This window comes from Sphingobacterium sp. UBA7249, assembly GCF_002472835.1.
Lineage (GTDB): Bacteria > Bacteroidota > Bacteroidia > Sphingobacteriales > Sphingobacteriaceae > Sphingobacterium > Sphingobacterium prati.
Genome location: NZ_DKST01000001.1, coordinates 449,386 through 462,365, shown reverse-complemented (window position 1 = coordinate 462,365; position 12,980 = coordinate 449,386). Strand labels below are relative to the sequence as shown.

Here is a 12,980-nt window from a genome sequence, read left to right as displayed (position 1 = left end):
CCGAAATATGAAATGCTTATTATTTTTGCTTCTAGCTCCAGGGCTCGTAACAGCACAGACGATACGGGTGGGGAGAATTCAAAAGGGGAATAAGGAGATGCTGGCCGATGCATCGGTTGTCTTGTTGGACAGTACCTATCGACAGATTGGTGAAATGAAAACAGATACCGCTGGAAAGTTTGAATTATCATTGACACCGCACAGCAAATATTACCTCAAAGCCTCGCATTTGAACTTTGGGACTAAGGAATTATTTTTTTACAGTGATACTGTGAATAGTCCACTGATCTTGACACTTCTTCCAAAGACAAAGGAATTGGAGGAGGTGAATGTCGTGGGCAGACAGCCCCGACTGATCCGAAAGTTGGATCGCCTTGAATTTAACGTTCAAAATAGTAATCTCTCGGCATACAACACCTGGGATATTCTTAAACGTACACCTTTGGTGATGGCTAGCGGTTCAGACCTGATGGTCCGGGGGAGCAAAAAGATCGTGGTACTTATTAATGACCGCAAGGTCTTGCTGAGCGGTGATGAATTGAAAACCTACCTGGAGAACACAGCCGGTAATGATGTACAATCCATCGAGGTCATTACCAATCCACCGGCAAAATATGAAGCGGAGGGAAGCACGATCATTAACATCAAGCTGTCCAAATCCAACTTATATGGGTATCGGGGTACACTACTGGCCTTGGCCGAAAAGAGCACAACCTGGAAGCAACTGTTTGGGCTGACACAATATTATAAAAACGAAAAGTTCAATCTGCGGGGAACATACAATTTTGGGCGTGGTAAGTATGCCCGTTATGAGACAAATTATGTGTATTATCCCAAGGAACAGACCTCATGGGAAGGCACGATGGACCGTTTCGATACCAATAATAGCCAAAATAGTTACGTGTTTTCGGTGGAATATGCGCCAGATACAACTTGGTCTATCAATGCTGGCTTAAACGGCTATTATGGGCCGAGGTCCTATGGTGTTTATGAAGTGCCCACGGTAATCTATAACAAAGACCGGGTGCAGGAGTCTAGTTATTTTACAACAAATGACCATGAACGCTCCAACAAGACCAATAACCTTTATCTACAGGTGACGAAGAAACTCGGTCGCCAATGGAGTATCAATTGGTCGTCTTACTTTACGTCCAGCCATGCCAGCAATGATCAGGATGTCTTGACAGCATTGAATTTTAAAGGTGAACAGCCGTCGAGCACACGTTTTATTAGTAATAATGTCAGTAAAAATCGCCTTTTTTCCTCGCAGGTAGACGTTACAGGAAAGATAAAGGGACTGGAAGTAGAATTTGGTGGAAAGTTTAGTGCGGTAAAGACAACAAGTGACCTGCTGTTTTCAGACGATGCGTCCGGTACACTGCAGCACCGACCCGAAAAGAGCAGTCTGTTTGATTATAAAGAACGCAATGCGGCCTTATATACATCGTTTAACTATACCTGGAAAAAATGGAGCTGGAAAGCAGGCTTAAGGGGGGAGTATACCGATTTGGAGGGTATTGTCTCAGAGCCCAAGGATATCAACAAGAAGGATTATTTTGTGCTATTCCCGACGTTCTATATGCAATATGCATTGGCAGACCAACAGCAATTTGGGTTTTCCTATGGTAAGCGCATCAGCCGGCCAGCTTACTCCTGGCTCAATCCAGCGAAATCTTATTATAACTTATTTTCGTATTTTCAGGGCGACCCACGCTTAAGGGCTACCATTGTACATAACCTCAACCTGACCTGGACAAAGAACAGCTGGAATGTGGATCTATTTTACAGGTTCGAGAAATGGCCTAATATGGAAATCGCCTTGCAGGATAATGTCAATCATCAGCTGATCTTTCAATATACGAATATTAAAAAAGGACAGGGAGCGGGGATAGATCTGGGCAAGAGCTTTCAGTTGACCTCCCGCTGGGGATTAAATCTTCAGCTGGAAGGCATGTACAATGAGAATTATTTTATGGGATCTGATGCCGTGCTTCACAGGAATGACGTTTACATTGGCAATGGCAATATAAGTTCAAGCTATGTGCTGGACAAAAATGCCGACTGGAATGTAGAACTCGGAAACAGTTTTACTTCGCCGACTATTCAGGGGCCATTTCGGATTACAGGCTATTCCAGCACTTACTTGACGACCAACCGTAAATTTTTTAACAAAAAGCTGGAAGTCAATCTGGCGTTTATGGATATTTTCAGGACTGAAAAGATGAGAATCTCGTCAAAGTATGCCGATCAGGACAATTATTTTGACGATTACCAAGACACAAGAAAGGTCAATGTAACGCTTCGGTATCACTTTGGAAACCAAAAAATCAAGAGCAGCAACCAGCCGACCAAGACCGAAGAGCAAAAAAGACTTTAGCCCACAAAAAATGCCTACGCTTACACCTACAGACTTTAATTCCATCTGTGGATGTAAGCGTAGGCACTATAAAAATATTAGTTTATTTTTAGCGAATAAGTGATATTGATCCCGCCCGCGGCAAGCATATCGTGGACCGAACAATATTTCTTCACAGCCAACTCAGCTGCTTTTGTTGCTTTTACCTCGTCAATTTCACCCTTTAAGAAGAAATTGATGTGGATATCCGTGAATACCTGTGGAATTTCGTCACGACGTTTTCCTTCAACTTCCACTTGAATATCATCGATTTGTTGGCGTTGTTTGGTCAAGATACTGTGTAGGTCAAAAACACTGCAAGAGCCCAATGCCATTAATACCAACTCCATGGGGCGAACACCCTTGCCCTCACCGCCGATTGCTTCGGAGCCATCGATATTTACTTTGACAGGGGATAATTCACTGCTGGCTTCGAAATGCACAGCTTGGTTAACGCGGTTTAATTTGATTTTCATTCGAAATAATTTTAAAAGCTGTAATTTAATCGTGTAAATACACGGTTATACCCGGCTTATTTGTTCATTTTATTTAGCTGGCATGAATACTGTTTATCCCAGTATTTTACGCCTTTTTTTAAATGCATGTCTGTGGACTTTTAAAGTAAAGAGTGATACTCCTTAGCGATTAGACCCATCTGGTTTGCCTTCTATTTTGTTAAAAGCGAATAACTGTATAAACAAAAATAAGCATTGTTTCACAAAAAAAGGTCATTTGAATGTTCAATTCAAATGACCTTTTCTCCAGGTTATGTGCTGCATTAAAAGACTAAGGTAAAGCAACACCGCCATACTGGCTGACATTTACTTTTCCTAATTTGGTGCTATATTTTGCATTGATGGCGTCAACAAAAACATTGGCCATAATGGCATAGCCCATAGGCGTTAAGTGAACACCATCCAACGAGAATATATTACCGGTGATGTATTTATTGCTGATGGCGATACCGTTGATCTGATAGCCCGATTTTACCTTGTTCAAGAAACTATAGATGTCCGCTATTGCAAGTTTTTTACTATCCGCAACCTGTTTGATCGTGGTGTTTAGCGCAACAATACGATCTTGAACCATTTTTGCCTCAGCCTCATCCAAGACAAAATTGTCACCAACAGGATTTGCCGGATGTAGACCGTAAGGAGCTGGATTGACAACGCCAGTTACTGGGTCTTTGAGATCTCGTCTGCCCAATAAGCCCGCCGAAGAAAATGGTAGAATAAACATGTCTTTATCCGTTGCTGCCCGTGGAATTGTCTTTGTTTTAATATAGATATCCGTAAGCGGTGCGGCATTAGGATCTTGGGCTTTTAATGCTGCATTCGCACCGGCCAATAAGGCTTGACGTGTTACTGTCGTGAAATAAGGCACTGCCGTCACATCCGGAATGGTGGCGACGACCCCTTTTTGTTCTTTGCTGGTTAATTTGGTAACAAAGCCGGTGTAAAACCTCGCAAAGTCCTGTTCAGAAATCAAGGTGTTTGTGGCATCAGTAGTCACGGCACCATTTGTTGCATAGCCCAACACATCATTATTTCCTAATGAGAAGGAAAAGAAGGTATGGTCTTTGGTCGTTGCATAATCTACATAAGTTGTGGTAGCTGGCGCATTGTCTGGTAGCAATCGCTCAAAATAAGGATTCCCTTTTGTGGTACCTATTCCTGGCGCAAATGCCATATCCAAACGCATTCCCGGTACGCCCAGATTATTGATGGGACCAGTGTACTTGATGTAAAGCGGCTTTTTGTCTTCGGTCTGACCACGGATTGCCAGGTGGTCGGTGACGGTGCCCAATTGTGGTTGACCATTCACCAGTGCTTTTAAGTATAAGAAGCCGCTACCATTATAGTTTTCCGCAGGAAAATAAGGCTGCAAAAACTCTCCGCCGCCTACTTTTTTCATTTCTTGAGCAAGCATATTCGGGAAAGATTGTTCCTGACCCTTGAGACTGAGCCCACTATTGGCATAGCCAGAAGTCAGTGAGTTACCAACAGCTATGTATTTGCTGAAATCTACATTTTCGGGGTTTCCACCTTTGGTGTCAAGGTCGATAGACGGTTTACAGGACGCAGCCAATGCTATCGCCGCAAAACCAATATAAAGCTTAATATTTTTTTGAAATCTTTTCATAATCTATTACCATTTATAGGTGAATGAAATTGAAGGGGCATGAATGTTAGTCTTGTAAGCACCCTCAATTTGTGTGACGGGGCTTGTGACAGTACGCTCTTTCAATTTTTGTAAAACATAAGCAGCGTGCAGGCTGAATTTGTCGTTGATCGCGTAAGACAAGCCCAGCGCACCCATGACACGGTCGTTGTCCGGAGTCTCCGCATAGACATAGTCTTTATCAACTGGCGTTTTTACATATCCCACTCCGGCACGTACAGCTAACTTTTCGTTGGCTTTGTAATTCACCCCAACTTTTCCTGAAAATGCATTCTTATAATTTTTTATTTGCTCTGTATCCTGTAGCAAAGGTGTATTGTCTGCATAATCAAAGACTAGCTTTTTATAGATATTGTATTGGATAAAAGTTCCGTCGGCAACAATATCCACTTTGTCACTCACCGGAACCGAGAGGCCGAGGTTAAGTGATGCTGGCAAAGGAAGTTCTGCGCTGAATTTGGTATCGGGAAACGAGGCTGCAACAGCATCAGGCACCGTAAATTCGGCGTCACCCTTTTTCAGCTTTGTAACGACTTTTGAGCGGTAAGATAAAGAGATCGCGACATTGTTGTCAAAGTTGTAATGGGCGCCGACGTTGTAACCTATCCCGGTACCTGTTCCGGTCAATTTCGCATGTGCGGAGGACCCGTCCGGTAAAAATAAAGGTAATGATCTGGCCAAATCCACCATACCGATGTTGTAAACAAAACCTGCACCTACGCTTAAGTTATCCGTAAGTTTATAACTGATGGTGGGCTGGATGTAAATCGCACGCAATTTTAGGTGGTTGAGCTCGTATTTCCCAGGCCAACTGTCTCCCCAGTCCACTGCTCCGCCATAAGGCGTATAGACACCCAGACCAGCCTTCCAACGGGCATTGTCTGGACCAAAGGTCGCAAAAACAGAAAAAGGAGGAGTGACTTGCGAGCGCGTGTTATACACTTGATTGCTTCCTGATTCTTTGAAGGCTGATCGATACATTACCGTGGATATGCCCGCAGAAACCGCATTGTGGTCCATTTTTGCTAAACCTCCCGGATTGTAGAATATACTTGTTTCGTCTGTGAAAAGTGCAGATCCGGCACCAGCCATGCCTAATGCCCGTACGCCCTGTGTATTCACTTGAGACCCTTGTGCAAAGAGCAGTGATGGTGATGCACAAAGTATTGAGAATAATAATTTCTTCATACTAGTGTTTATTGTTGGTTAACGTTCCTCTTTAAAATACAATGCTAACATAGTAAATGTTTGGCTAATATTAATAAATGTTGTGTAATATTTTTTTTGCTCGTACCTTTAAGTGCAAGGAAACTAAAATTAAACAATCATATTTTATGGCTACAATCACTTTTAAGGGCAATCCGGTGAATACTAAAGGCAACTTACCACAAGTCGGTGAGCAGGCGCCTGATTTTAAATTAACTGCAGGCGATCTTTCCGATAAATCTTTAGCAGACTTTAAAGGGAAAAAAATTGTATTAAATATTTTTCCAAGTGTGGATACCGGAACTTGTGCAGCTTCTGTACGTGCATTTAATAAAGAAGCATCTCAATTGGAGAATACGGTTGTACTGTGTATCTCGAAAGATTTACCGTTTGCACAGGGACGTTTTTGTGCAGCTGAGGGTTTGAACAATGTGGTGACATTATCCGAATATAAAGATTCGAATTTCTCTGATGCTTATCAATTGGCGATTGCGGATGGACCCTTGGCCGGTCTATTGAGCCGTGTGGTTATTACATTGGATGAAAACGGAAAAGTATTGTATGAGGAGCAAGTTGCGGAGATTGCGGACGAACCGAACTATGCAGCTGCTATTGCTTCATTGAACTAACTAGGAGAATATTGGATGTTGAGAACAAATCTCATATCTCAATACTAAAAACCAAATAAGCAATAAAANNTTTTATTGCTTATTTGGTTTTCTCTAAAGCCTGTAAGATATCGTTGATAATATCTTCCTGATCCTCCAGGCCAACAGACAAACGAATACTGCCGGGTTGTATGCCCAGGTTTAGTCGCTCATCTTCTGACAACTTAGAGTGCGTCGTTGATGCAGGATGTGTAGCGATTGATCGCGAGTCACCTAAATTGGATGTATATAGGATCATTTCCAGCTGATCGACAAAAGCTTTTGCACGTTCAAAACCACCTTTGACAACAAGTGTAACAATACCACCTCCTGCTTTCATCTGTTTCTTCGCCAGTTCATATTGTGGATGGCTTGGTAGGAAAGGATATTTTACATCTTCAATCTCCGGATGATTTTCCAATGCTTGGGCCAACGCGAGTGCATTTGAACAATGGCGGTCCATACGGATACCCAGGGTATCGAGACTTTTAGAAATGATCCAGGCATTGAATGGTGATAATGCTGGTCCTGTGTGTCGGATAAAGAACATGAGCTTATCGATCAATTCCTGTTTCCCAACCACGATACCACCTAAAACACGACCTTGTCCGTCCATATATTTGGTGGCTGAATGGATCACCAAATCAAAACCATATTGAATCGGTTTTTGAAGATATGGTGTCGCAAAACAGTTGTCGATCGAAAGAATGATATTCGGATATTTTTGCTTGAATTTACCCAGCCATTCTAAATCTACTAATTCGAGTCCTGGATTGGATGGCGATTCCAGAAATATAATCTTCGTATTAGGCTGTATGGCCTTCTCCCACTCCTCAGGATTAGCTGCATCTACGTAAGTTGTTGTCACTCCCCAACGTGGAAAAAGTTCGGTAAATAACTGATGGGTGGAGCCAAATATTGCACGTGAAGAAACAATGTGGTCTCCACTTTCAATAATTGCCGCAAAGGACGCAAATACTGCGGCCATCCCGGACGCAAAAGATAAGCCAGCTTCGGCACCTTCCATAATACAAACCTTGTTGATGAATTCGGATGTATTCGGATTGGCATAGCGGGAATAAATCATTGCATCTTCTTCTCCAGCAAAGACCGCCCGACCTTGTTCAGCGCTGTCGAAGATAAAACTTGATGTGAGGTATAAAGGAGTCGAATGTTCGCGAAGTGCTGAACGATCGACCTGTTCACGTATGATTTTAGATTGATCTTTTTTCATGATGTGTAAAGTTACGAGATGAAATTTTAATATGGTATATTTCGCTGCTAAATAACGTGTTTTTATAAAAAAAACTGAGCACACCCTTGTACTCAGTTTTTTTCAGGATTCACAGTAGACCTGTAAGCCCCCTTTTTTATTACCACCGTTACGGGCAGCGACGCTTATATGCCAGCAGAGTTCGCTGTTATTACCCTATTTTTTTACAAATTGCATCACAACAATATCGCCGGAAATGAATGTTAACGCATTATCCTTAACATCAAAGTTTGTCGTTGACTTTAGACCATTCATAAATTCGTTATAAGCGGCATTTTCACAGTGCATCATCGTAGATATCAATTTATCACCGATTTTAATGGAATTGCCTTTTTCACTTTCGTAAGTGCCGCCGATACCATTACAGCCATTGTTGCCTTCTACTTTATGGTCTTTGGCTGTGAAAGTCAATGTTGGAATCTTGTCTTTAAAGAGGTCTTTGAGCCCTTTCCCGGCTGTCTCGGGCGTAGTGAGTGACTTTAGTTCCCAAGTTCCTTCCAGAGATGCATTATCCACCACACTTGGTTTTTGAACCGATGTTGCCGTATCACCAGCTCCTGTTGCTTCGGATTTTTTTCCAGCTGTATTACATGCGACAGTCGAAAATGCCAATGCTGCTGCTACAATCATTAAATTTACTTTCATAATCATTTTTAATAATAGATAAATATTCCTTTTTCTGCCCTATAGCTTATAATTATCATGCCAGTCTTGTCCCAATGACATGCAATCAGCTGCTGTAGCACAGCTAACTTCTTTATCTTCTATTAATAACAAACCTGTATTTTTTGTTTGCACTCCTGCGATGAAATAAATTCTTCTTTGTAAGAATTATACTAAAAAAACACACTTACACTGCGGCGGGAGATCATTTTACAGGATAGCTGAACACGTTATATCAATCGATTGATATCATTCGCGAAGGCCATTTTTTAGCTAGAAGGCACATTTTACACCTGTTTCCAATCTGTTCCAGTACGCAAATGTTACATGGATAAGTTTATAAAACTTCTTATATTAGGGCTTTACAACCTAATTTTCTAGTACTTATTTAATAAAGAATATGCTCACAATCTTGTTATCCTCCATCTTACTTTCCAGCGGTACGGTAGTCAAACCAGACACGTTAAAACCTTATGGGGCCTTGCCAACCGAACGTCAATTGAAATGGCAGGAGATGGAAACCTACTGTTTGATCCATTATACACCGACAACTTTTCAAAATAAGGAATGGGGGTACGGAGATGCGGAACCCTCCCTATTTAATCCTTCGGCATTTAATGCGAATCAAATTGCCAAAGCTGCGGCAGATGGTGGTTTCAGGGGCTTGATCAGTGTAGCGAAACATCACGATGGATTTTGTTTGTGGCCGACCAAAACAACTTCTTATAGCATTGCATCCTCACCTTGGAAGAATGGTAAGGGAGATATGGTGAAAGAATTTATGGAAGCGACACATCGCAATGGAATGAAATTCGGGGTATACCTGTCTGCTTGGGACCGTCATGATGAACATTATGGAACGCCGGCATATGCAACCGCTTATCGGCAGCAGCTGACCGAACTGATGAGCAATTATGGTCCTTTGTTCACTTCGTGGCACGATGGGGCAAATGGCGGTGATGGTTACTATGGCGGACATGAAGGAAAAAGGATCATAGATCGGACGACTTATTATGAATGGCATGAGAAAACATGGCCTATTGTGCGTAAACTTCAACCCGACGCCGTTATTTTCTCGGATATTGGGCCTGATATGCGCTGGGTCGGTAATGAGCATGGTTTCGCTGCTGAAACTTCTTGGGCGACATTTACACCGATAGGTTTAAATGGAAAAGTGGCTGTACCGGGTGCGACCGAATCGCATAATGCTGAATCGGGCGACCGGAATGGTAAATATTGGATTCCCGCAGAATGTGATGTGCCCCAACGTCCGGGATGGTTTTATCATCAGGAACAGGATAGCCGTGTAAAAACACCAAACCAGCTGTTTGAAATTTACCTGAAATCTGTGGGTAGAGGTGCCTGTATGAATCTTGGTTTGGCGCCAATGCCTTCAGGTACACTCCACGAAAATGACGTGAAATCGCTACAGGCTTTTGGTAAAAAGATCAAAGAAACTTTCCGGACAAATCTGGCAAAAGGTGCGACCATTACGGCCTCCAATACGCGCAATGGCGATTCCAAAACATATGCAACGTCCCTGATTACCGATAATGACCGTTACAGCTATTGGGCAACTGATGATGCCAAAACATCAGCTACGCTTGAAATTAAGCTAAAATCACCAGCGACATTTGATCTTATCCAATTGCGTGAAAATATCAAGCTCGGACAACGGATTGACAGCGTTATTATTGAACACAAGGTAGACAACGCCTGGAAGCCATTGGTCAGAGCGACCAGCATTGGTGCGAATCGCCTGCTAAAACTTGAGCAGCCAACGACAACGGCAGATTTACGCTTGCATATCTATGCTCCTGTAGCAATTACCATGAGTGACTTCGGCCTATTTAAGGAATATAACGAATCCTTTACTTTCAATACAAAAGAGCTTAAAAAACAAACAGGTTTTAAGTTAAAGACAGGCAGCTCTACCGATAATGCCTATATAACCGATGCCAATCCCAGTACCTTTGCGACCGTAGCAGACCGCGGGGTTTTGGTTATTGAGACCAGTGGTCCTACTTCAGGGATTGGTTTCCTGCCCCGTCAGGACAAAAAAACTGCTGGTATTCCGACCAAGTATACAATTTCAACCAGTATAGATGGCAAAAAGTGGACAAGCGTTAAGGAGGGCGAATTCTCCAACATCAAAGCAAATCCAATTTTGCAACAGGTATTTTTTGAAACAAACAACAATACCAAGTTTATAAAATTTGAACCAAAGCAATTTATTGAAGGAAATGAGCTGACAATTGCGGAGCTTGAACTTTATGGAAAATAGAATTTTAACACTTCTTGTGGTCTGCATCTGTCAGACCACGCTTTTGTTCGCTCAGCAAAATCCACTCAGCCTTTGGTACAATAAACCGGCCGATATCTGGGAAGAAACTTTGCCACTGGGCAACGGGCTAATGGGGATGATGCCGGATGGAAATCCGAAGAAGGAAAAAATTGTGTTGAATGAGATCAGTATGTGGTCTGGGAGTCCAGAAGATCCTAATAACTATAAGGCCTATAAAAATGTCAGTGCGATTCAGGACCTATTGAAAGCAGGTAAAAATGATGAGGCCGAGAAATTGGTTAATGAAACCTTTATCACCAAAGGAAAAGGCTCTGGTTTTGGAAATGGCGCGGAGGTTCCTTATGGCTGTTATCAGTTGCTGGGAGATCTCATACTTCACTATCAATTGCCCTCCTCTCCGATAGAGGACTATACAAGATCCTTGGACCTAACCACCGCGACAGCGCAAACCTCTTTTCGTACTGGGAACATAAAAATTCAGCGGACCTATTATACTTCGTTTGACAGGAATGTCGGTGTTATTCAATTGAATCAAAACAGCAACGCCAGACAGACGGTGGGTATTTCTTTCGAACGCAAGGAGCACATCGACCGTTACACGCTGTTGGACGATGGTATTTTGGTCGAAGGGTCGCTCCCGGATGGGAATGGGGGTAAAAACCTGAAATTTGTTAGTTTACTAAACGTACAGGGCAGGGATCTCCAGGTCAATAAAAAGGATCAGGTACTGGAAGTTTCGGCGAAGGGCAACCTTGCTATCTATATCACTGCGAGTACGTCTTATTATGGACAGGATCCACTGGCTACTGTAAAAGCGACCATTGCAGCATTGCACTCGTCCAATACAGCTAAAATGTACCGTAATCATGTGAATAGTTATCAGAAGACTTTTAACCGGGTCGAACTGAATCTATTTGGGAATAAATTGAATGCAAATGTTCCAACCAATGAACGAATTGCTAATTTTTATAAAGATCCGGCACAGGATCCCGATTTAGCAAGTATTTATTATCAATATGGCCGTTATTTGAATATTTCAAGTGCGGCACCAAAAATCTCAAATTCACTTCCGCCCAATTTGCAAGGCTTATGGGCCAATCAGATCAATACACCATGGAATGGTGATTACCATTTAAATATCAATGCACAGATGAATCACTGGGGAGTGGAGGTGAATAATCTCAGTGAATATCATCAACCTTTTATCGAGTTGATCAAGCGGATAGCAAAAACAGGCGAGCAAACTGCGAAAGCGTACTATAATGCGCCCGGATGGGTCGTTTATATGATGACCAATGTTTGGGGATATTCTGCTCCGGGCGAACAGGCTTCCTGGGGGGCAAGCACAGCGTCAGGCTGGTTATGCAACCACCTGTGGGAGCATTATCTTTTTACCAGTGATAAAGAATATCTGAAAGAAATCTATCCGATACTCAAAGGCGCTGCACAATTTTATGATCATACCTTAGTGCAAGATCCAAAAACAGGTTGGTGGGTAACCTCGCCATCTGTGTCCCCGGAAAATGCGTTTCGAATGTCCAACGGAAAGGTTGCGGCAGTCGTGATGGGGCCTACAATCGACAATCAGATTGTACGCGAACTGTATCAGGCAGTGATTCATGCAGATTCTATTTTGTCTATGAAAGATCGTTTTGCAGCTAGCTTGAAAGGGAAGTTAAAAGAGATTCCACCACCGGTAGTGATCAGTAAATCTGGACGTGTGATGGAATGGCTCGAAGATTATCAGGAGGTTGAACCCAAACACCGCCATGTGTCCCATCTCTATGGCTTGTATCCTGCGGCATTCATCTCGCCACAAACGACTCCTGCTTGGGCCGAAGCTGCGCGCAAGACTTTGGCAGTAAGAGGAGATGAAGGGACAGGATGGTCCAGGGCTTGGAAAATTTTATTTTGGGCAAGATTGCAGGATGGCGATCACGCGCTGGAGATTCTTCGCCAGCTGCTCAAACCTGCTTTTGTCAGTGAGACAACCTATCAGGGTGTGGGTGCGGGAACCTATCCCAACTTATTCTGCGCTCATCCGCCGTTTCAGATTGATGGCAACTTTGGTGGTGCTGCAGGTATCGCAGAGATGCTGATCCAAAGCCATAATGGCTATATTCACCTGCTGCCGGCCTTGCCCAAAACCTGGGCTAAAGGGCAGGTCAAGGGGCTGAAGGCCAGAGGTAATTACACGGTGGATATGCGTTGGGAACAGGGGAAAATTGTCGCATTTAAAATAAAAGGAAAAAAAGGAAATGTTCGCATATTTGAAAACGGAGCATATAAGGACTATAAAGTTCGTTAACT

Annotated in this window: 9 protein-coding genes; 4 read left to right on the top strand and 5 right to left on the bottom strand. The window is 42.8% G+C overall.

The window, feature by feature from the left end; genetic code table 11:
* Nucleotides 1-7 precede the first annotated feature (7 nt).
* Nucleotides 8-2,377 (top strand): outer membrane beta-barrel family protein, encoded by a 2,370-nt coding sequence (locus B4A24_RS01550; protein ID WP_293941790.1) that lies wholly within the window; start codon nucleotides 8-10, stop codon nucleotides 2,375-2,377.
* Nucleotides 2,378-2,454: 77 nt separating this feature from the next.
* On the opposite strand, the gene B4A24_RS01545 is transcribed toward B4A24_RS01550, so the two are convergent.
* The 3 genes from B4A24_RS01545 to B4A24_RS01535 form a co-directional block, all read right to left on the bottom strand.
* Nucleotides 2,455-2,871 (bottom strand): OsmC family protein, encoded by a 417-nt coding sequence (locus B4A24_RS01545; protein WP_293941787.1) that lies wholly within the window; start codon nucleotides 2,869-2,871, stop codon nucleotides 2,455-2,457.
* Between the two features lie 310 nt (nucleotides 2,872-3,181).
* Nucleotides 3,182-4,537: an SGNH/GDSL hydrolase family protein gene (locus B4A24_RS01540; RefSeq protein WP_293941784.1), complete on the bottom strand. Its 1,356-nt coding sequence runs from the start codon at nucleotides 4,535-4,537 to the stop codon at nucleotides 3,182-3,184.
* A 6-nt stretch (nucleotides 4,538-4,543) separates the two neighbouring features.
* Nucleotides 4,544-5,764 (bottom strand): OmpP1/FadL family transporter, encoded by a 1,221-nt coding sequence (locus B4A24_RS01535; RefSeq protein ID WP_293941780.1) that lies wholly within the window; start codon nucleotides 5,762-5,764, stop codon nucleotides 4,544-4,546.
* Between the two features lie 146 nt (nucleotides 5,765-5,910).
* Here B4A24_RS01535 and tpx point away from each other — a divergent pair, with 146 nt between their 5' ends.
* Complete coding sequence (gene tpx, locus B4A24_RS01530; protein WP_293941777.1) at nucleotides 5,911-6,411, top strand: thiol peroxidase; 501 nt, start codon at nucleotides 5,911-5,913, stop codon at nucleotides 6,409-6,411.
* A gap of 79 nt (nucleotides 6,412-6,490) precedes the next feature.
* Here tpx and B4A24_RS01525 read toward each other — a convergent pair whose 3' ends face one another.
* Both B4A24_RS01525 and B4A24_RS01520 read right to left on the bottom strand, forming a co-directional pair.
* Complete coding sequence (locus B4A24_RS01525; RefSeq protein ID WP_172396183.1) at nucleotides 6,491-7,663, bottom strand: trans-sulfuration enzyme family protein; 1,173 nt, start codon at nucleotides 7,661-7,663, stop codon at nucleotides 6,491-6,493.
* A 195-nt stretch (nucleotides 7,664-7,858) separates the two neighbouring features.
* Complete coding sequence (locus B4A24_RS01520) at nucleotides 7,859-8,347, bottom strand: META domain-containing protein (RefSeq protein WP_293941774.1); 489 nt, start codon at nucleotides 8,345-8,347, stop codon at nucleotides 7,859-7,861.
* 418 nt (nucleotides 8,348-8,765) lie between these two features.
* On the opposite strand from B4A24_RS01520, the gene B4A24_RS01515 reads away from it, so the two are divergent.
* Both B4A24_RS01515 and B4A24_RS01510 read left to right on the top strand, forming a co-directional pair.
* Complete coding sequence (locus B4A24_RS01515) at nucleotides 8,766-10,649, top strand: alpha-L-fucosidase (protein WP_293941771.1); 1,884 nt, start codon at nucleotides 8,766-8,768, stop codon at nucleotides 10,647-10,649.
* Nucleotides 10,639-12,978 (top strand): glycoside hydrolase family 95 protein, encoded by a 2,340-nt coding sequence (locus B4A24_RS01510; protein WP_293941768.1) that lies wholly within the window; start codon nucleotides 10,639-10,641, stop codon nucleotides 12,976-12,978. Before B4A24_RS01515 ends, B4A24_RS01510 begins: the two co-directional genes overlap by 11 nt.
* Nucleotides 12,979-12,980: the final 2 nt, after the last annotated feature.

Coding starts and splice junctions, on each gene's coding strand:
- B4A24_RS01550 (WP_293941790.1), top strand. CDS start 8: ATGAAATGCTTATTATTTTTGCTTCTAGCTCCAGGGCTCGTAACAGCA.
- B4A24_RS01545 (WP_293941787.1), bottom strand. CDS start 2,871: ATGAAAATCAAATTAAACCGCGTTAACCAAGCTGTGCATTTCGAAGCC.
- B4A24_RS01540 (WP_293941784.1), bottom strand. CDS start 4,537: ATGAAAAGATTTCAAAAAAATATTAAGCTTTATATTGGTTTTGCGGCG.
- B4A24_RS01535 (WP_293941780.1), bottom strand. CDS start 5,764: ATGAAGAAATTATTATTCTCAATACTTTGTGCATCACCATCACTGCTC.
- tpx (WP_293941777.1), top strand. CDS start 5,911: ATGGCTACAATCACTTTTAAGGGCAATCCGGTGAATACTAAAGGCAAC.
- B4A24_RS01525 (WP_172396183.1), bottom strand. CDS start 7,663: ATGAAAAAAGATCAATCTAAAATCATACGTGAACAGGTCGATCGTTCA.
- B4A24_RS01520 (WP_293941774.1), bottom strand. CDS start 8,347: ATGAAAGTAAATTTAATGATTGTAGCAGCAGCATTGGCATTTTCGACT.
- B4A24_RS01515 (WP_293941771.1), top strand. CDS start 8,766: ATGCTCACAATCTTGTTATCCTCCATCTTACTTTCCAGCGGTACGGTA.
- B4A24_RS01510 (WP_293941768.1), top strand. CDS start 10,639: ATGGAAAATAGAATTTTAACACTTCTTGTGGTCTGCATCTGTCAGACC.